The organism is Methylobacterium sp. TK31 (assembly GCF_055361545.1).
This window is the reverse complement of record NZ_CM143964.1, coordinates 1645160-1663562: the sequence shown is the minus strand read 5'-3', so window position 1 is coordinate 1663562 and position 18403 is coordinate 1645160. Positions and strand designations below refer to the sequence as shown.

The window sequence follows — 18403 nt, the reverse complement described above, 5'->3', positions numbered from 1 at the left end:
CTCGTCCGCACCGGGCTCAGGGGGCCGACGGCACCGCCGGCGCGAGGGGACCGAGGCCGGCCTGCGCCGCCGGGGCGGTGCGGGGCGCCCGCCGCGGCCCGGCATAGCGGGCGAGCTTGCGGGCCGCGAGGGCGAACAGGCCCGCCAGGGCGAGGAGGGTCGCGTCGAACCCGAGGAAGCGCGCCGTCCCGGCCGTCAGTCCCGCCCAGCCGTGATCGACCAGGGCGAGGTCGGCCGCCACCACCGCGAGATAGAGGCCGGCTGTCGCGGTCAGCGCCAGGCCCCAGGCCCGGCGCCCCGGGCCGGGCAGGACCGCGAGGGTGAGGAGGAGCCAGGTGCCGAAGAAGGCGCCGATCTCCCAGTCCGCCCGCCCGGGCAGGGCGAGGGGAAGGAGGCGGTTGGCCAGGAGGTAGGCCGCGATGGCCGCCGGGAGCCCGGCGACGGCGCCGATGTTCAGGGCCTGGACGAGGCGCAGGCCGAGAAAGCCCCGCTCGCCCGGCCCGGGCAGGCGCGCCACCGACCAGAGCACCAGGCCGGTGGCCACCATGGCCGAGCCCATCAGGCCGCAGAGGAAGAACAGCCCGCGCAGGGCCGACCCGGCGAAATGCGCCTCGTGCAGGCCGACCATCGTGGTGAAGGTCCGGGTCGCCGGCTTGAGGCCGCCCTGCCGGACCTCGCGCACCGCGCCCGTCACCCCGTCGAAGGCGACCTGCGGATGGGCGTGCGAGAGGCCGTGCGGCTCCTCGAACACCGCCGTCACCACGGAATGGGCGTCCCGCGGGTTGGCGATGGAGAGCCGCTCCAGGGGCTCGGGCACCCGCGCCATGGCCGCGCGCACCATCGGGCCGATGGGCGCCAGGGTGCCGGGCTGGCCGGCGGCGGCCCGGGGCGCCGGGATCTGGCCGCTCTCGGCGAAGAAGGTCTGCGCCTCGCCCCGGTAGGCCGTGGTGATGCCCCAGGGCATGTACATCACGCTCAGGGTGACGAGGCCCGTGTAGGTGATCATCAGGTGGAACGGCAGGGCGAGCACGCCGGTGACGTTGTGCGCGTCGAGCCAGCCGCGCTGGGGCGCCTTGTCCCGCCGCAGGGTGAAGAAGTCCGCGAAGAGGCGCCGGTGCGTGATCACGCCCGAGATCAGCGCCACCAGCATGATCATGGCGCAGATCCCGACGATCCAGCGGCCCCAGAGGGGCGGCATGTGGAGTTCGAAGTGGAAGCGGTAGAGGAAGTCGCCGCCCTTCGTGTCGCGGACCGCCGCCGGCGCGCCGGTCTCCGGGTCGAGGCGGGCCTGCCCCGGCGGGGTGCCCGGCCTGGTCCGCCAGAACAGGTCGACCACCGGGCTGTCGGGCGTCGGCAGGCCGATGAACCAGGTCCGCGCCCCGCCCGCGTGCCGCTGCAGGTGGGCGACGCCGAGTTCGGCCGCCCGCGCCAGGGCTTCGGGAGAAAAGGCTTCGGGCGAGAGCGCCCCGGCCTGCCGCAGTTCGGGACGCATCCAGCGCGAGACGTCGGCCCGGTAGTAGCTCGCCGTGCCGGTGACGAAGACCGCCAGCAGGACCCAGCCGACGACGAGGCCGGACCAGGTGTGGAGCCAGGCCATGGCCTGGCGGAAGCTCGTTCCCATCGCGTCCTCCGGGGGGATGTGGGCGGCGGCGCGCGAACCCCGGCGCCTACCAGCGGTAGCGCAGGGTGGCGTAGACGGTGCGGGGCAGGCCGTAATAGCAGTTCGAGTAGCTGAAGCAGCCCGTGACGGTGCGTTGGTCGAGGAGGTTCTGCGCGTTCAGCTGCATGGTGAAGCCGTTGAGCGTCGCGTCGAGGTTCTTCAAGTCGTAGGACAGCACCGCATCCACCAGGACGCTCTCCGGAACCTTGAAGGTGTTGGCCGGGTCGCCCCAGGACGAGCCGAGGTAGCGCACGCCGCCGCCGAGGCCGAGGCCCGACAGGGGGCCGCCGGTGAAGCGGTAATCGGCGAACAGCGAGATCGTGGTGTCGGGGATCTGGACCGGCACCCGTCCGAGCAGCGGCACCGGCTGGTTGGTGACCTGGTTGAGCGTCGTGGTGATGTCGCCGACGACGCGCGCGTCGATGACCGAGACGCCGCCGACGACGTTCAGGTTCTCGGCCAGGGCGACCCGCGCCTCGAATTCCAGGCCCTGCACGCCGACCGCGCCGGTCTGCACCACGAAGTTGCCGCCTCGGTTGACCGGATCGGCGTTCGTCGCGTTCGAGCGGCGGATGTCGAAGGCGGCGGCGGTCAGCAGGATGTCGGTACCGGGCGGCTGGTACTTGATGCCGGCCTCGAACTGGTCGCTGGTGATCGGATCGGGGATGCGCCCGGTCGAGCCGAAATTCGGGTCGAAGATCCGCCCCGCGGTGATCGGCTCGAAGGCTTCGCTGTAGGAGACGTAGGGCGCGAAGCCGTTGTCGAAGAGGTAGAGCAGGCTCGCCCGGCCGGTGAAGGCTTCCGACGGCACGTCCTGGTTGGTCACGACGTTCGTGGCGAGGTTGCGGGTCGGGCCGGAACTGCTGGCCCAGTCGTAGCGGCCGCCCAAAGTCAGGACGAGGCGGTCGAACTTGACCTGATCCTGGACGTAGACGCCGGTCTGCTCGGCGGTGATCCGCGAGTCCGTGGTGAAGGGCGGCGTCGGGATGGTCATGCTGTAGTTGGGCGCCAGCACGTTGAGGCTGGGGGCCGCCGGGAAGGCCGAGGACAGCGTCCGGGTCTCGAAGCTCCGGTAGTCGACGCCGACGAGCGCGGTGTGGGCGAAGAGGCCGGTGTCGAACTTGGCCGTGAGGTTGTTGTCGATGGTGTAGGCGTCGATGCCGACCCGGGTGGCGATGCGCGAGCGGTCGATCAGCGGCCCGCTGGCGAAGGGGCCGGTGCTGTCGGTGAAGGCGCCGTAGACGCTGCGGTAGCTGCCCTCGGTGCGCAGGTAGCGGGCCGCCGAGTGGATGTGCAGGGCCCCGTCGATATCGTGGTCGAAGATGTAGCCGATCGAGGCCTGGGTCCGGTCCGAGCGCTCGAAGTTGCGGTCGCCGTCGTAGAAGTCCACCGGGAAGCGGCCGGTGACGCCGTTGCCGAAGTTGCGCGGGAACACCGTGCCGACGGCCGGAAAGCCCCCGTAGAAGCCCGAGAACGGATCGCGCTGGTAGTTGCCGATGATGGTCAGCGAGGTGTCGGTCGAGGGCCGCCAGGTGATGCTGGGGTTGATGAAGAAGCGCTCGACCTGCGTGGTCACCGCCGGGCCGTCGCCCTTCCAGCCGAGGCCGATGACCCGGTAGGCGAACTGGTCGGCGAGCGGGCCCGCCTCGGCGGGCAGGGGGCCGCCCACGTCGAAGCCGCCGCGCACCTCGTTGAAGCCGCCGCCCTGGACGAAGATCTCCCCGTGCTGGACGAAGCGCGGCACCTTGGAGACGAGGTTGACGATGCCGCCCGGGCCGGACTGCCCGTAGAGCACCGAGGCCGGCCCCTTGATGACGTCGACGCGCTCCAGGCGGTAGGGATCGATGCTCGGGGCGGCGTCGCGGCTGCCCGGCAGGGCGAGCCCGTCGAGGAACAGGGGCGCGGCGAAGCCGCGGATGTAGAACTGCTCCAGCCGGGTCGCGCCCGAGCCGCCGCGCTGCTCCGTCGTGACGCTCGGCGTGTAGCGCAGGGCCTGGTTGAGGGTGAGGGCGTTCTGGTCCTCGATCTGCTGGCGGCCGATCACCGAGATCGACTGCGCGGTCTCCAGGATCGGCGTGTCGGTCTTGGTCGCGACCCGGCTCCGGGTGGCGACGTAGCCGCGCACGGGGCCGACCGCGCCGCCGGGCTGGCTTCCGGAGGCGTTCCGGCCCGTGCCGGCCCCCTCCACCGAGAGGGTGTCGAGGGTCACCGTCTCGGTGCCCGCCTGCGCCCGCGCCTCCCGGAACGGGAGACCGACGGCAGCAACGCCGGACAACAGCGTTGCAACCAGACAGCGTTGGGCTGCTCCGATCATGACACGGGACCTATCATTCAACGCAAAACGGATCGCAGCCGAAGATCACTTCAGGCAGCGTTCGGAGTCGATGCCACGAACTTGAATTGACTTACTGTCGGTGGCGCGAAAACGTCTTGGCAGAATTCATAATTCGACGGCAAGAGATATGTTTTCGACTTATTCCAGCTTAGAACTGGCATATGATCGCTATTCGCACGCAGCGCTTAATCCCGGCCCGCGCGAAAAAACCCGCCCTGCGGCCCGAAGCGCACAGGTCCGGCGTGCCGAGCGGTCGCGGGCGCCCCGGGGAGGGCGGCCGCGACCGGGACGCGTCGGTCACCCGATCGGCCCGCGGGATGATCTCGATTTCACCCCGAAAAACCGCGCCTTTTTCTCAAGTTTTGCTCATCGATCCTGCGAAGATCCCGATCACAACCTGGCGTATACTTGTTTCTTCAAGGAAAAATCCCATCTCGGGACGGTCGCCCGCGATCCCCCGCGGGCGGTGGGGTGACCGCGCACGCTCCGGCCTGTCCGGGAGGAGCGCCATGCCGAAAGCCCCACCCAGCCGCGCGCCGGCGCCCGATCCGCTCCGGCAGTCGGAGATGCGCAACCGGCTCCTCCGGGCGATGACGCCGGAGGATTTCGCGCGGCTCGCGCCGCATCTGGAACCGGTGCCGGGGGGGCTTCACCGATCCCTGATCCGGCCGCACCAGCCGGTGGAGCGGCTGTACTTTCCCGAGAGCGGGTTCGTCTCGGTCGTCACCGAGGCCTCGGCCGGCCGGGTCGAGATCGGGATCATCGGGCGGGAGGGCCTGGTCGGCGCCACGCCGGTGCTGCTCGACAGCGACCGGACGCCGGACCACGCCTACGTGCAGCATTCCGGGCACCTGCTCGCCGTCGACGCCCCGGCGCTGCGCGCGGCCGTCGCGGAGAGTCCGTCCCTGCGCAACCTGCTGCTGCGCTACGTCCAGGTCCAGATCGTCCATCGGGGCCAGACCGCCTACGCCAACGCCACCTACGTCATGGAGGTGCGCCTCGCCGCCTGGCTGCTGATGTGCCACGACCGCATCGAGGGCGACGACATCGCCATCACCCACGCGTTCCTGGCCCTGATGCTCGGCGTGCAGCGCTCGGGCGCGACCCTCGCCGTGCAGGTCCTGGAGGGCCAGCACCTGATCCGGGCGCGGCGCGGGCACATCGTCATCCTCGACCGCCCGACGCTGCGGGCCCTGGCCGACGGCAGCTACGGCATCACCGAGGCCGAGTACGCCCGGCTGATCGGCTCGGCCTGACCCCCGCCCGGGAGGTCAGGGCTCAGGCCGCCAGGGGCAGGGCCTCCGGTGCCGCCGCGCGGAGGCCCAGGAAGGTCTCCACGGCCGCCAGGGAGTCGAAGGCCATGAATTCCGGGCGCAGGGGGGCGGGCAGGCCCGCGAAAGTCAGGCTCCGGAACGTGTCCGGATGGGGATAGAGCTGGTAGGGCCCGCCCGGCTCCAGGGGCGGGAACAGGATCGCCACCTTCCGGCCGCCCAGCCGGACGAGGCGGGTGCTGCTGTAGGACAGGGTCTCGATCGTGTAGGCGGCCCGCTTGGCCGTGATCTTGGCCGTGATCTTGGTCATGATGCCTCTCGTGGTTCCTCGCCGGTTCCGTCCTCGCAGGTTCCGTCCTCCGGACCCCGCTCGACCTCAGGCCGCCCGCGCCAGGGGCATGAGCTCGCGGAAGGCGAGGAGGAGGACGCGCCGGCCCTGCGCGTCGTGGACGTCGACGATCCAGTCCGACCAGTCCAGCCCGGCCCCGACCCGCTCCATGGCGTGCAGGGCCACCTCCGCGGCGTGGAAGCGGACCTGCGCCCGGTCGGCGAGGGCGAGGCCCGTCGGGTCGATGATGGCCACGTGGCCGTCGGTGCAGTGGAACCGGTACCGGGAACGGGGATCACGCGGGACGGTCATGTCCGGGCCTCCAAGGCCCGGGACGCCCCTGTCGGACACGTCACCCGGGCGGTTGTCCGGTCTTCGATGCCGGATCGTGCAACGTCGTCCCGAGACTATAAGTTCTTCTTTTGTTCTCATCAAGATTCCGGCGGCGCGCGTTCTGACGCGGGCGCGCGGCAAAGCTTGGTCCGGGGTGTCCGGGGGGCGGGCGTTGCTGGTGAATCGCTCCGCCGGACCCGGTGCACCGCGGGCCGGCATCCACCCCGCTCGAAGAGGCTCTAGCCGCGCTCGCGCAGCCACTGGCCGAGCTTGGTCCAGCGCCGGGCCTGCCGGCTGCCGGACACCGCCGTCCGGATCGCCCGGGGCTGGCCGACCAGCACCACGAGCTGCTTGCCCCGGGTCACCGCCGTGTAGAGGAGGTTGCGCGCCAGCAGGGTGAAGTGCTGGTTCACGATCGGGATCACCACGGCCGGGTACTCGGAGCCCTGGCTCTTGTGGATGGTGGTGGCGAAGGCCGGCACCAGGGTGTCGAGCTCGCCGTACGGGTAGGCGACCTCGCGGCCCTCGAAGGACACGATCACCGCCTGGTCCTCGGCCTCGATGCGCAGGACCCGCCCGAGATCGCCGTTGAAGACCTCGCGGTCGTAGTCGTTCTGGGTCTCCATCACCCGGTCGCCGGGGCAGAAGCGCCAGCCGAAGCGCTCCACCGCCGTCTCCGGGGGCGGGTTCAGCACGCGCTGGAGCTCGTGGTTGAGGTTGCGGCTGCCCAGCACCCCGCGCAGCATCGGCGTCAGCACCTGGACGTCGCGGAGGGGGTCGAGGCCGAAGCGGGCCGGGATGCGCCGGGTCACCACCTCGATCAGGCGGGCGAGGCCGATCTCGGGATCGTCCACCGCGATCCAGTAGAAATCCGCCGCCGCGTCCGGGGACGCGCCCTCCGGCACCGGCGGCACGGCCTCCGGCATCAGGCCGCGGTTGATGCGGTGCGCGTTGACGATGATCCGGCTCGCCGCGGCCTGGCGGAACACCTCGGTGAGGCGGGCGACGGGGATGCGCTCCGAGGCGATGAGGTCGGCCAGGACCTGGCCCGGCCCCACCGAGGGCAGCTGGTCGACGTCGCCCACGAGGAGCAGGGCCGCCCGCTCCGGCACCGCCTTCAGGAGGGCGTTCATCAGCGGCACGTCGATCATCGAGGCCTCGTCGACCACGAAAAGGTCGCCGTCGAGGGGGTTGTCGGCGTCGCGGGTGAAGCCGCCCCGGGCCGGGTCGACCTCCAGCAGGCGGTGGAGGGTCTTGGCCGGAAGCCCGGTCTGCTCGGTCATGCGCTTGGCCGCCCGGCCGGTGGGGGCGGCGAGACGCACCTGCACGCCCTTGGCCGCGAGGATGCGCAGGAGCGAATCCAGCGTGCTGGTCTTGCCGACGCCGGGCCCGCCGGTGAGGACGCAGAGCCGGGCGGCGAGCATCGTGCCGATGGCGGCGGCCTGCGAGGGCGACAGGGTCTTGCCCGTGCGGGCCTCGACCCAGGGGATCGCCCGGGCGGGGTCGATGGCGGGCCAGGGCGGGGGCCCGTCGCGGCGCGCGATCAGGCGCTCGGCGATGGCGCGCTCGGCCCCGTGCAGGCCCTTGAGGAACAGGCAGGTCTCGAAGCCGGGCGTCTCGAAGCCGGACGTCTCGGAGCCGGACCTCTCGGAGCCGGACGTCTCGGACCCGGACCTACCGACCTCGATCGTGTCCGCCACCACGTCCGCGCCGCGCAGCTCGAGCGCGACGGCGAGGCGGATCAGGTCGGGCTCGACCTCGAGCAGGCGCTGGGCCAGGGCCACGAGGCGCTCGGTCGGCAGGCCGCAATGGCCCTCGTCGGTGGCGGTCTGGAGCGCGAAGGTGATCCCGGCGCGCAGGCGCTGGGGCGCCTCCCGGGCCAGGCCGAGCCGCATCGCGATGGCGTCGGCGGTGCGGAAGCCGATGCCGCGGATGTCGCGGGCGAGCCGGTAGGGGTCCTGCGTCATCACCGCGATCGCGTCGCGCCCGTAGGTCCGGAAGATGCGCACGGCCCGGGCGGTGCCGACCCCGTGGGCGTGCAGGAAGATCATGATCTCCCGCACCAGCTTCTGCTCGGCCCAGCCGCGCAGGATGCGCTCGGCCCGCTTGGGGCCGATCCCCTCCACCTCCGTCAGGCGGCCGGGCTCGGCCTCGATCACCGCGAAGGTGTCCTCGCCGAACAGGGCCACGATGCGCTGCGCCATGGCCGGGCCGATGCCCCGCATCGGACCGGAGGCGAGGTAGCGGGCGATGCCTTCGCGGCCCGTCGGCGGCGTCACCCGCAGGGTCTCGGCCCGGAACTGCAGCCCATGCTGGCGGTCGCTGGTCCAGCGGCCCGAGGCGGCGATCCACTCCCCGGCCGCGATCGCCGGGGCGTGCCCGATCACCGGCACCAGGTCGCGCTTGCCCGAGGCCTGGATCTTGAGCACGCAGAAGCCGGTCTCGGCATTGTGGAAGGTGACGCGCTCGATCGTGCCCGCGAGGGTGTCGCGGGGCTCGCGACCCCGGGCCTGCCCGCATCCGTCGGCTTCGAGATCTCCCGGGCGGATCATCCTGTTCACGCCAGCGGCCCCACGTCACGATCAGGCCGCGCGGCGGCCCGGCTTCTTCTCAGGCCACGCGGCGGCCCGGTTTCTTGGGAGGCCAGCCCAGGGCGACGAGGCGGGCGCGGGCGTAGTCGCGGACCTCGTCGCGGGTGCCCGGCGGCATCCGGGCGAGCACCTGCTGGGTCTCGGCGTCGAGCATCAGGTCGGTGACGGCGTCGATGCTGTCCTGGTCGTCGATGCGGCGCTTCAGGTCGGCCTCGGCCTCGGTCACCGCGTCGAAGGGGTCGGATTCCGCGAAGGCGTCGTCGACGGCCCGGATCGCGGCCGGGGACCCGGCCCGGAACTCGTCCGCCTCCTCCTCGGAATAGACGAGGCCGTGCAGTTCCAGGAGCTTGAGGATGACCCGGTCCTTGGCGCGCTTCTCGGCCATGGCGTAGACGTAGCCGGCCTGCTTGCCCGAGACCCGGTAGTTCACGTTGACCAGGGCCTCGCCGATCGACCACTCGACCCGCTCGGTCCCGGCCTTCGCCCCCGCCGCCCGGTCGGCGGCCATGCGGCCCGTCACCAGGATCACGGCCTCGTCGCGCTCGGCCCGCACCAGGGTCGGCGGGTCGAAGGTGATGCCGGCCTGGGCGGCGATGCGCTCCAGGGTCCGGTGGTAGATCACCGCCGTGCCCTGCACCCGCCAGACATTGCCGCCGAAGGGTTCGCCGTAGCGGACCAGGATGTCCGCGATCTGCTTGTCCGCCGTTCTCATCGGGCCTTCCCGTCGAAGCCGCCCAGGGACTGGGCGCGGGCCGCGACCCACGGTCGCGTTCCTGATATGTTCCGAAAGATGTGATGTGGTCCCTGGGCCGCCGCGTGACAAGTGCGGACCGAACGGGTGTGTTGAATGCGAACACGCCGTAGAAGAGATGCGGGAGATCCGGTGTCCCTCGGGGCCGGAGCGCGAACAGGAGCGTCGATGACTTCGCTGATCTTCTCGGTGTCGAGCCCCGACGGCGACGGCGTCTACCGGATGGAGGCGACGAAGACCGCGCGCGGCGTGCGTTTCACGTGCACCTGCCCGGAGGGCGTCGCGCAGGCGCATTGCGAGCACCGCATCGCCCTGCTGCTCGGGGAGGTCGGCCACCTCGCCTCGGTCGATCCCGCGACGGTGGCCGCGCTCTCCGCCCTGACCCGGGGCTCGCCCCTGATGCACGCCGTCCACCGGCTGGCGCAGGCGGAGGCCGCCGAGGCCGAGGCCCGCGCCGACCTCGAGCGGGCCCGGCAGGTGCTCGCCACCATCCTGGGCGGCTGACGCCGCCATCCTGGGCGGTCGAGAGGCCTGGGCGGCCGAGGGGTGCGCCCGGCTCAGCCCCGGTCGGGCCGCGCTTCCCAGATCGCCGCCTCGACGAAGGGGCGCTTCAGCTGCGGTCCGGCGCCGCTGCGCAGGACGAAGTCGTTGGCGCCGGGATGGTGGCGGATCGCCTTGGCGAGGTTGAGCCGGTAGCCCGCCCCGAACACGTAGGGGGGCGCCATCGGGTCGGCCATGTAGGCGTCGACGGCCGCCGTCACCTCGGTGGCGGGGATGAGGCCCAGGTCGCACAGGGCGCGAATCGTCAGCTTCTCGGTCATGGGCTCCTCCATAGGCCCCCGGGCGCCGCCGCCGCAACGCGGCCCGTCGCCCGGGGCGCGGACGCGGTCTTGAGCCGCGGGGGCGCAGGGGCTACCTCTGGGGACGGGGCCAAGCTTGCCGGAACCCCGGCTCCGCGCCGCGCGCGGGGCGGGGGCGGTCCGAGCAGAGGCGTTCCGAGACGCCGTCCCCCCGGCCGAAAGTGCATCCGTGGCGCCCACCCTTCCCCCAACGCTCCCCCCACCCGAGCCCGAGGCCGGCGCCCGCCCCCGGGTGAGCGCGCGGGGCCGCCTGCGGACCTACTTCCTCACCGGCATCATCGTGTCGGGGCCGCTGGCCATCACGATCTACCTGACCTGGTGGTTCATCAGCCTCATCGACGGCTGGGTGAAGCCCCTGGTGCCGGCGAGCTACCTGCCCGACCACTACCTGCCCTTCTCGATTCCCGGCCTCGGCCTCCTCATCGCCTTCGTGGCGGTGACGCTGCTGGGCTTCCTCACCGCCAACCTGGTCGGGCGCAGCGTCGTCGAGTTCGGCGAGGTGCTGCTCGCCCGCACGCCGGTGATCTCGGGGCTCTACAAGGGCCTGCGCCAGATCTTCGAGACGCTGTTCTCCGCCAACGGCACCTCGTTCCGCACCGTGGGCCTGGTGGAATTCCCCGTGAAGGGCACCTGGTCGGTGGTGTTCCTCTCCGCACCGGCCGCCCCGGACGTGCAGAACGCGCTCGCGCCGGGCGGCGACCATGTCGGCGTGTTCCTGCCCTGCGCGCCCAACCCCACCACGGGGTTCTTCTTCTACCTGCCGCGCGCCGACATCGTGGAGATCGCCATGAGCGTCGACGACGCGGCCAAGCTGGTGATGTCGGCCGGGGTGATCCAGCCCGACGACCACCCGGCGAAATTCCAGGCCATGGCGGCGAGCCTGCGGGCCGCCCAGGACGCGCCGGCCGCCGGCCCGGCGCCCCACCGGGAAGAGGTCTGACACCCCGGTCCGATCAGGCCGCCAGCCGCCGCCGCGCCTCCGCCACCGGCATGGGGCGGCCGAACAGGTAGCCCTGGACCTCGTCGCACGCGGTCGCGCGCAGGCGGGCGCGTTGCGCCTCCGTCTCGATCCCCTCGGCGGTGGTGGCGATGCCGAGGCTCGTGCCGAGGCCGATGATCGCCCGGACGATGGCCGCCGCCTGCGGGTTGGATTCCATCTCGCGCACGAAGGAACGGTCGATCTTGATCCGGTCGAACGGGAAGGCGCGCAGGTAGCTCAGGGAGGAGTAGCCGGTGCCGAAATCATCGAGGGCGATGCGCACCCCGAGGGCGCGCAGGCGGTGCAGGGTCGCCAGATTGGCCGCGTTCTCCACGAGCAGGACGGTCTCGGTGATCTCGAGTTCGAGGCGCCCGGGCGCCAGCCCGGCCTCGGCGAGGACCCGGGCCACCATGTGGGCGAGGCGGCGGTCCCGGAACTGCAGCGGCGAGAGGTTGACGGCGACCCGGAGGTCTCCGGGCCAGCCCGCCGCCTCGGCGCAGGCCTGCTGCAGGACCCATTCGCCGATCGGCCCGATCAACCCCGTCTCCTCGGCCAGGGGCACGAACTCGGCGGGGGCGATGAGGCCGCGCTCGGGATGGCGCCAGCGCAGCAGGGCCTCGAAGCCGGTGAGCGCTCCGGACTTGGCTCCCAGGATCGGCTGGTAATGCACCTCCAGCGCACCGGCCGCGAAGGCGGCGCGCAGGTCCTGCTCCAGGGCCCGCCGCAGCTGGGCCCCCGCCTCCATCGCGGGTTCGAAGACCCGGTGGGTGTTCCGGCCCGCCGCCTTGGCCCGGTAGAGGGCGAGATCGGCGTTGCGCAGGAGTCGGTCGGGGTCGGTCCCGTCCGGCGGCAGGCGGGCGAGGCCGATGCTGACGCCGATCCGGACGTTCTGGCCCTGGATCGGGAAGGGCTGGCCGAGGCTCCGGATCAGCGCGGCGCAGAGCGCCCGCACGCGCTCGGCCTGGACCGGCTCCGGCCGGGAATCGTCCCCCACCAGGATGGCGAACTCGTCGCCGCCCATGCGGGCGACGAGGACGCCCTGTCCCGGAACCTCTTGTCCCGAAACCTCCCGTCCCACCACGTCCTGCCCGGCCCGCAGCAGGCGTTCGGCGACGCCGCGGAGCAAGGCGTCGCCGGCGGAATGGCCGAGGGTGTCGTTGACGGACTTGAAATGGTCGAGGTCAAGGCAGAGCAGCCAGGCTCCGGTGCCGCTGCGGCGGCGCTCGGCGATCGCCGCCTCGAGCCGCTCGCGCAGGAGCACGCGGTTGGGCAGGTCCGTCAGGGCGTCGTGATGGGCCATGTGGGCGATGCGGGCCTCGACCCGGCGCCGCTCGGTCACGTCCACCACGGCCGCCAGCACCGCCGCGCGTCCGTGGAAATCGAGGATGCGCTCGAACAGGTTGACCTCGATCCGGCTCCCGTCCGCCCGGAGATGGATCCGGGGCAGGCCCGGCCCCGCGACGGCCAGGGCCGCGGGCTCGAGGTCGCCCTGGATCATGGCGAGGAAGCGCTCCCGGGCGTAGCCGTAATGGACCAGGGCCGCATCGTTGACCGCGAGGAAGCGGTGGGTGTCGCGGTCGACCAGCCACATCGGCAGCGGGTTGTTCTCGAAGAGGAGGCGCGCGGACGCCTCGCGGGCCTTGAGGTCGCCGACGTCGACGAAGGTCAGGGCGAGGAGGTCGCCGATGCAGCCGGCCTCGATCTTCAGGTGGCGGGTGCCCCCGTCCGGCACGGGAATGCTGAGCTCGAAGACCGCCCGGCGTTCCGCCTCGATGATGCGGAACAGGCGCCGCAGGGCCTTGGTCTCGACGAGGCCCGGGACGATGTCGGTGAGGCGCCGCCACTGCAGGTCCGGGATGGCGCGGCCGAGCATCCGGGCCGCCCCCTCGTTGGCGGCGACGATCTTGAAATCGCTCGCCCGCCCGTCGTGGCCGCGGACCGTGCTCAGGGCGAGCATGCCCTGGTCGGTGGCGCCGAAGATCGCCTTGACTAGGTCGTAGCGGGAGGGCTGGCCCGACAGGCTGAGCAGGACCAGGGGCTGCCCGGCGCCCCAGGACAGGGGCAGGGCCAGGAAGGTGGTGCCGGTGACGATGCCGTCGCTGACGCAGTCGCACCGGGTCTGGGCCGGGCCGCCCTGCTCGAGGGCGCGGGCGACGACCTCGTTCAGGGGCTGGCGCACGTCCTCGCCGAGGTCCGAGACGGCGCAGCCGATCTCGCCGGGCGCCGTCTCGCTCCGCTGGAGCCAGGCGGCGAAGCGGCTGCCGCTCCAGAGGATCCGGGTCGGCAGGCCGTCCGCGGTGGCGATCAGGGCGGCCTGGTCGGCATGGCGCCCGAGGGTGCCGAGCACGACGGCCTCGTAGCTCGGGATCGCCTCGCCGGCGCGGCGGGCGGAGCGCCAGTGATCGATCAGCGTCGCCGGCCGCGGGCCGCCGGGGCGCACCCCGTCGCGCGACAATCCCTGGCTCTCGCGCTGGCTCTCGCTCGGCATCGGCTCCCGCTCCCGTGGTCGTGGGCGGACCCTGCAACCGGAGAGATTGACGCCAAGTTCATGAGCCGTCTCAGGAAATCGCTTCCGGACCCGTCGTCCCCGAAGGCTCGGAGGGATCGGAAGGATCGGAAGGATCGGAGGGGTCCGCTCAGCCGGCCCCGAGCAGCCGGATCGCGGCCTCGCGCTCGAACAGGTAGAGCAGCACCCGGAGGGCCTGGCCCCGCGCGCTCCGCAGGCCGGGATCGCGCTGGACCACGAGCTGCGCGTCGTCGCGGGCCACCTGCAGCAGCTCGGCGTCGCTCTCCAGGCTGGCGAGGCGGAAGGCGGCCATCCCCGATTGCCGGGTGCCCAGCACCTCGCCCTCGCCGCGCAGGCGCAAATCCTCTTCGGCGATGCGGAAGCCGTCCTCGGTCTCGCGCATCATCTCGAGGCGGGCCCGCGAGACCTGGCCCAGCGGCCCGCGATAGAGCAGGAGGCAGCTCGAGGCCTTGGCGCCGCGCCCGACCCGGCCGCGGAGCTGGTGGAGCTGGGCCAGCCCGAAGCGCTCGGCATGCTCGATGACCATGATGGTGGCCTCCGGCACGTCGACGCCGACCTCCACCACGGTCGTCGAGACCAGGATCTTCGTCTCGCCGCGCTGGAAGCGCTCCATGGCGGCGTCCTTGTCGGCCCCCGGCATCTTGCCGTGGATGAGGCCGACCGCGTCGCCGAAGCTGTGGCGCAGGTCCCCGAACCGCTCCTCGGCCGCGGCGAGGTCGACGAACTCGGATTCCGCCACCAGGGGGCAGATCCAGTAGACCCGGTCGCCGGCGGCCAGCGCCCGCCCGAGGCCCGCCACCACCTCGTCGAGGCGGTCGGTGGAGACGAGGCGGGTGGCGATCGGCCGGCGCCCGGCCGGCTTCTCGTCGAGCACCGAGACGTCCATGTCGCCGAAGCAGGTCAGCGCCAGGGTGCGGGGGATCGGGGTCGCCGTCATCACCAGGATGTCGACGGCCGCGCCCTTGGCCCCCAGCGCCAGGCGCTGGTGCACGCCGAAGCGGTGCTGCTCGTCCACCACCGCCACGCCGAGATCGGAAAAGACCACGCTGTCCTGGAACAGCGCGTGGGTGCCGACCACGATGTCGACCTCCCCGGCGGCCAGGGCCGCCAGGGTGGCCCGGCGCTCGGAGGCCCTGTCGCGCCCGGTGAGCAGGCGCAGGCGCAGTCCCTGCGCGAGGGGCGCGAGGCGCTCGAAATGCTGGCGCGCCAGGATCTCGGTGGGGGCCATCAGGGCCGCCTGGCGCCCGACCTCCACGGCCGAGGCCATGGCGAGCAGCGCCACCGCGGTCTTGCCGGAGCCGACATCGCCCTGGAGCAGGCGCAGCATGCGCCGGTCGGAGGCGAGGTCGCCCCGGATCTCCGCCACGGCGCGGCTCTGCGCGCCGGTGAGCGCGAAGGGCAGGGCGGCCTCGATCCTTCGGCTCAGGGTCCCGTCCCCCGCATTGGCGCGCCCGGGGGCCCGGCGGTTGCGGGCCCGCATCAGGGCGAGCGCCAGCTGCGAGGCCAGGAGCTCGTCATAGGCCAGGCGCCGCCGGGCCGGGGAGCGCGGCGGCGCGGCCGCCCCCTCGGGGAGGGGAGGCGGCGCGCGCTCGGGCCGGTGCTCGGCCCGGAGGGCGTCGGCGAAGGCCGGCAGCCCCTCGCGGGCGAGCCAGGCCGGGTCCTGCCATTCGGGCAGCACCGGCAGGCGCTCCAGGGCGCTGTGCGCCAGCTTGGAGATCGCCCGCGAGGTCAGGCCCTCGGTGGCGCCGTAGATCGGCTCGACGGCGGGCAGGGCGGCCAGCCCCGCCTCGTCGACGACGCGGGCGGGATGCACCATCTGGCGGTGCCCGTCCCAGAGGTCGATGCGCCCGGTGATGTAGCGGTGGCTGCCCAGCGGCAGCATCTTCTCGACCCGGGCCTGGGGCATGCCGAAGAACACCAGGGTGATGTCGCCGGTGGGGTCCTCCACCAGCACCCGGAAGGGCCGCCGGCCCGCCCCGGGCTGGGGCGCCCGGTAGCCCGTCACGGTGACGCCCAGGGTCACGGGCTCGCCCGGAGGGGCCTCGGCGATGGAGCCCATCAGGCGCCGGGCGACGCCGCCCTGGGGCAGGTGGAACAGGAGGTCGACGATCCGGGCCGGCTGCTCGGGGGTGCCGAGCAGCCGCTCGATCATCGGCGCCATCTTCGGCCCGATGCCGGGCAGGCCCCGCGCGGGCGCGAACAGGGCATCGAGGACGCTCGGGCGGAGCAGGGGCGGGCGGGACGCGGGCTCGGTCATGCGGCCGCTCCGGCGCCGCGCGCAGCAGGGCGGACCAGACCAGATCTGTGAACCGGGACGGTGGACATGCCTCCCGCCATAGAATGCGGAACGTGGCCGGAGCAACGCCCGCATTGCCGCTCCCGGCTCACGCGATCGTTGCAATGGCTCCGTCACCGGCCATATGCGATGATCATCCGCCTCGGAGCAGGCAGGAGAGCCGGACGCCCGCGCCATGACGACAGCCACGCTCGACACGCTCGCCATCGCCCGCCGCTTGAAAGCCGCCGGCTTCTCCGAGGATCAGGCCGAAGCCGTCACGGGCGTGATCCGCGAGGTCCGGGACGGCGACCTGTCCGCGCTCGTGACGACGGCCCACCTCAAGGCGGAACTCTCGGATGCGAAGTACGATATCCTGAAATGGGTCCTGTCCGCGATCGGGTTTCAGACCATCGTGGTGGTGGGCGCCATCATCACGTTGACGAAGGGCCTGCGCTGAGGGCAGGGCGCCCGATCCTCCGACCCCGAATCCCTTAATCCCAAATCCTTTGATCCTTGGATCACGGCATCCCGGGATCACAGCATCATAGGCTGACCCCATGTCCGGCACCACCCGCACCAGCGCCGACCTCGATCCGCGCCGCCGCCGCACCCTCTTCCGGGCCTGGCACCGCGGCATCCGCGAGATGGACCTGATCATGGGCCGCTTCGCCGATGCCGAGATCGGCACCCTCACGGAGGAGGAGCTGACCACCTTCGAGGCGCTGATCGAGGTGCCCGACCGCGACCTGTTCCGCTGGCTCACCGGCGAGGATCCGACGCCCGAGAACTACGACACGCCGGTCTATCGCCGCCTCAAGGCCTTCCACAAGCACGACGCGCCGATCCACTAGGGCGATCCGACAGGGGCGTCCGGCCGGTCCGGCCGGGCACGGGAAGCGGGGGTCGGCCGCCCCCGTCTCGGTCTCGGTCTCGGTCCCGCGATGCCCGCCGGTGGGCCGGGGACCCCGCGCCGTCAGAGGCTCGGGTGCAGGCCCCGGACCGGGCTCACGCCCTCCAGCACCGCGGCGGCGTGCAGGATCGTGCTCTCCGCCTGCCAGCTGCCCACCAGCTGCACGTTGATCGGCAGGCCCTCGCGGCTCGTCCCGAAGCGCATCGACAGCCCCGGCAGGCCCGTCACGTTCAACGGCACCGTCGCGCCCTGCAGGTAGGTCAGGTCGACGGTCTCGCCGTTGACCACGAGTTCCCGGATGCCGTGCTCGTGCGCCGGGACCGGCAGCACCGGGGTGAGGAGCACGTCGTAGTCCCGGAAATAGGCGGCATAGCCGTCCCGGAGCCGCTCGGCCGCCTGCTCGGCCGCGACGTAATCCTCCATCGACGTGTCGGGCAGCGACAGCATGGTCCGGGCCATCCGGTAGATCTCGTCCTCGGGCCGGCCCGCGACCGCCTCCCGGAAGGCCGGCTTCATCTCCATCACGTGGAGCGTGTTGAAGACGTCGAGGGCGAAGTCGCGCTCCAGCGCCGGGATGCGCACCTCCTCCACGTGGTGCCCCTCGCCCGCGAGGGCCTCGGCCGCCGCCTTCACGGTCGCGGCGACCTGCGTGTCGATGGGTCCGAAGCCGGGCCCGACCATCCAGCCGACGCGGAGCTTACGGTCCGGCGCGGCGCCGAGGCCGGCGTCGAACGGGACGGTGCTCGACGCGAAGGCGTCCTGCCCGTCCGGGCCGGCGAGCTGCGCGAAGGCCAGCGCGAGGTCGCGGATCGAGCGCGCCATCGGTCCGACGTGCCAGAAGCGGCGCGGGGCCCGCGGCCAGATCCCCGTCATCGGCACGCGCCCGTGGGTGGCCTTCAGCGAGACGATGCCGGTCTGCGCGGCCGGCCCGCGCACCGAGATGGCGAGGTCGGTGCCGAGGCCCAGCGGCGACAGGCCCGCGGCGATCGCCGCCGATTCGCCGCCGCTCGAGCCGCCCGGCGTGCGGTCGAGGTTCCAGGGGTTGTTCGAGCGGCCCGAGAGCAGGTTGTCGCTCTCGATCCAGTAGGAGAATTCCGGCAGGTTGGTCTTGGCGAGCAGGATGCCGCCGGCCCGCTTCATGCGGGCGACGCTGGTCGCGTCGGCGTCGGGCCGGCGTCCCCGGAAGATCGGCGAGCCGCGCTGGGTGAGGACGCCGGCCGTGTCGATGGAATCCTTCACGGTGAACGGCACGCCGTGCAGCGGTCCGAGCTCCCCGCCCGCCATGACCGCCGCCTCGGCCTGCCGCGCGGCCGCGAGCGCCCCCTCCGCGACGGTGACGATGGCGTTGACGCGGGGGTCGACCGCCGCGATCCGGTCGAGATGCGCCTGCACGACCTCGACCGGCGAGAGCTGGCGGCTGCGGATCAGTTCGGCGAGCCGGGTCGCGTCCGAGAAGACGATATCGGTGGTCATGGGCCGGGTTCCTGCGGGGTTGGGCGGATGCGGGCGGATCGCCCCGGCTCGGCCGGGCGGATCACGGATCGGGCGGAGGGTAGAGGGGGCGAAAGGCAGGGGGCGCC

The 18403-nt window shown here is 72.6% G+C and carries 15 protein-coding genes; 5 read left to right on the top strand and 10 right to left on the bottom strand.

Annotated features, from left to right (window positions below):
- Window positions 1-16 precede the first annotated feature (16 nt).
- Together ACXJY8_RS07625 and ACXJY8_RS07620 are read right to left on the bottom strand one after the other, a co-directional pair.
- Entirely contained in the window at window positions 17-1621 is a 1605-nt protein-coding gene (locus tag ACXJY8_RS07625; protein WP_463778278.1) for a PepSY-associated TM helix domain-containing protein, read from the bottom strand.
- A gap of 46 nt (window positions 1622-1667) precedes the next feature.
- Entirely contained in the window at window positions 1668-3974 is a 2307-nt protein-coding gene (locus ACXJY8_RS07620; RefSeq protein WP_463778275.1) for a TonB-dependent siderophore receptor, read from the bottom strand.
- Window positions 3975-4504: 530 nt separating this feature from the next.
- Between ACXJY8_RS07620 and ACXJY8_RS07615 the strand changes: the two genes are divergently transcribed.
- Window positions 4505-5251 (top strand): Crp/Fnr family transcriptional regulator, encoded by a 747-nt coding sequence (locus ACXJY8_RS07615; protein ID WP_463778273.1) that lies wholly within the window; start codon window positions 4505-4507, stop codon window positions 5249-5251.
- A 22-nt stretch (window positions 5252-5273) separates the two neighbouring features.
- Here the strand turns inward: ACXJY8_RS07615 and ACXJY8_RS07610 are convergent, their stop codons facing one another.
- The 4 genes from ACXJY8_RS07610 to ACXJY8_RS07595 all read right to left on the bottom strand — a co-directional run bounded on the left by ACXJY8_RS07610 (window position 5274) and on the right by ACXJY8_RS07595 (window position 9230).
- Window positions 5274-5576, bottom strand: a complete 303-nt coding sequence (locus ACXJY8_RS07610; RefSeq protein WP_463778269.1) for a hypothetical protein — start codon at window positions 5574-5576, stop codon at window positions 5274-5276.
- A gap of 66 nt (window positions 5577-5642) precedes the next feature.
- A complete protein-coding gene (locus tag ACXJY8_RS07605) occupies window positions 5643-5906 on the bottom strand; it encodes a DUF6894 family protein (RefSeq protein WP_463778267.1) in 264 nt (87 codons plus the stop codon).
- A gap of 260 nt (window positions 5907-6166) precedes the next feature.
- Window positions 6167-8479, bottom strand: coding sequence for an SF1B family DNA helicase RecD2 (gene recD2 / locus ACXJY8_RS07600; RefSeq protein ID WP_463778263.1), 2313 nt, complete (start codon window positions 8477-8479; stop codon window positions 6167-6169).
- A gap of 58 nt (window positions 8480-8537) precedes the next feature.
- Complete coding sequence (locus ACXJY8_RS07595; protein ID WP_463778261.1) at window positions 8538-9230, bottom strand: trna delta -isopentenylpyrophosphate transferase; 693 nt, start codon at window positions 9228-9230, stop codon at window positions 8538-8540.
- Window positions 9231-9437: 207 nt separating this feature from the next.
- On the opposite strand from ACXJY8_RS07595, the gene ACXJY8_RS07590 reads away from it, so the two are divergent.
- Complete coding sequence (locus ACXJY8_RS07590; RefSeq protein ID WP_463778259.1) at window positions 9438-9773, top strand: hypothetical protein; 336 nt, start codon at window positions 9438-9440, stop codon at window positions 9771-9773.
- 53 nt (window positions 9774-9826) lie between these two features.
- On the opposite strand, the gene ACXJY8_RS07585 is transcribed toward ACXJY8_RS07590, so the two are convergent.
- Window positions 9827-10090: a hypothetical protein gene (locus ACXJY8_RS07585; protein WP_463778257.1), complete on the bottom strand. Its 264-nt coding sequence runs from the start codon at window positions 10088-10090 to the stop codon at window positions 9827-9829.
- A gap of 208 nt (window positions 10091-10298) precedes the next feature.
- On the opposite strand from ACXJY8_RS07585, the gene ACXJY8_RS07580 reads away from it, so the two are divergent.
- Window positions 10299-11069, top strand: coding sequence for a DUF502 domain-containing protein (locus ACXJY8_RS07580; RefSeq protein ID WP_463778254.1), 771 nt, complete (start codon window positions 10299-10301; stop codon window positions 11067-11069).
- A 13-nt stretch (window positions 11070-11082) separates the two neighbouring features.
- On the opposite strand, the gene ACXJY8_RS07575 is transcribed toward ACXJY8_RS07580, so the two are convergent.
- On the bottom strand, window positions 11083-13596 hold the full coding sequence (locus ACXJY8_RS07575; RefSeq protein ID WP_463778251.1) for a putative bifunctional diguanylate cyclase/phosphodiesterase: 2514 nt from the start codon (window positions 13594-13596) through the stop codon (window positions 11083-11085).
- 148 nt (window positions 13597-13744) lie between these two features.
- Complete coding sequence (recG, locus tag ACXJY8_RS07570) at window positions 13745-15892, bottom strand: ATP-dependent DNA helicase RecG (protein WP_463778248.1); 2148 nt, start codon at window positions 15890-15892, stop codon at window positions 13745-13747.
- A gap of 214 nt (window positions 15893-16106) precedes the next feature.
- Between recG and ACXJY8_RS07565 the strand changes: the two genes are divergently transcribed.
- Window positions 16107-16370, top strand: a complete 264-nt coding sequence (locus tag ACXJY8_RS07565; RefSeq protein WP_463778245.1) for a CCDC90 family protein — start codon at window positions 16107-16109, stop codon at window positions 16368-16370.
- 100 nt (window positions 16371-16470) lie between these two features.
- Window positions 16471-16764: an FAD assembly factor SdhE gene (locus tag ACXJY8_RS07560; RefSeq protein WP_463778243.1), complete on the top strand. Its 294-nt coding sequence runs from the start codon at window positions 16471-16473 to the stop codon at window positions 16762-16764.
- 122 nt (window positions 16765-16886) lie between these two features.
- Here ACXJY8_RS07560 and ACXJY8_RS07555 read toward each other — a convergent pair whose 3' ends face one another.
- Window positions 16887-18296, bottom strand: a complete 1410-nt coding sequence (locus tag ACXJY8_RS07555; protein WP_463778241.1) for an amidase — start codon at window positions 18294-18296, stop codon at window positions 16887-16889.
- Window positions 18297-18403: the final 107 nt, after the last annotated feature.

Bases quoted from the DNA above. Each gene is read 5' to 3' on its own strand.
- ACXJY8_RS07625 (WP_463778278.1), bottom strand. From the start codon at position 1,621: ATGGGAACGAGCTTCCGCCAGGCCATGGCCTGGCTCCACACCTGGTCC.
- ACXJY8_RS07620 (WP_463778275.1), bottom strand. From the start codon at position 3,974: ATGATCGGAGCAGCCCAACGCTGTCTGGTTGCAACGCTGTTGTCCGGC.
- ACXJY8_RS07615 (WP_463778273.1), top strand. From the start codon at position 4,505: ATGCCGAAAGCCCCACCCAGCCGCGCGCCGGCGCCCGATCCGCTCCGG.
- ACXJY8_RS07610 (WP_463778269.1), bottom strand. From the start codon at position 5,576: ATGACCAAGATCACGGCCAAGATCACGGCCAAGCGGGCCGCCTACACG.
- ACXJY8_RS07605 (WP_463778267.1), bottom strand. From the start codon at position 5,906: ATGACCGTCCCGCGTGATCCCCGTTCCCGGTACCGGTTCCACTGCACC.
- recD2 (WP_463778263.1), bottom strand. From the start codon at position 8,479: ATGATCCGCCCGGGAGATCTCGAAGCCGACGGATGCGGGCAGGCCCGG.
- ACXJY8_RS07595 (WP_463778261.1), bottom strand. From the start codon at position 9,230: ATGAGAACGGCGGACAAGCAGATCGCGGACATCCTGGTCCGCTACGGC.
- ACXJY8_RS07590 (WP_463778259.1), top strand. From the start codon at position 9,438: ATGACTTCGCTGATCTTCTCGGTGTCGAGCCCCGACGGCGACGGCGTC.
- ACXJY8_RS07585 (WP_463778257.1), bottom strand. From the start codon at position 10,090: ATGACCGAGAAGCTGACGATTCGCGCCCTGTGCGACCTGGGCCTCATC.
- ACXJY8_RS07575 (WP_463778251.1), bottom strand. From the start codon at position 13,596: ATGCCGAGCGAGAGCCAGCGCGAGAGCCAGGGATTGTCGCGCGACGGG.
- recG (WP_463778248.1), bottom strand. From the start codon at position 15,892: ATGACCGAGCCCGCGTCCCGCCCGCCCCTGCTCCGCCCGAGCGTCCTC.
- ACXJY8_RS07565 (WP_463778245.1), top strand. From the start codon at position 16,107: ATGACGACAGCCACGCTCGACACGCTCGCCATCGCCCGCCGCTTGAAA.
- ACXJY8_RS07560 (WP_463778243.1), top strand. From the start codon at position 16,471: ATGTCCGGCACCACCCGCACCAGCGCCGACCTCGATCCGCGCCGCCGC.
- ACXJY8_RS07555 (WP_463778241.1), bottom strand. From the start codon at position 18,296: ATGACCACCGATATCGTCTTCTCGGACGCGACCCGGCTCGCCGAACTG.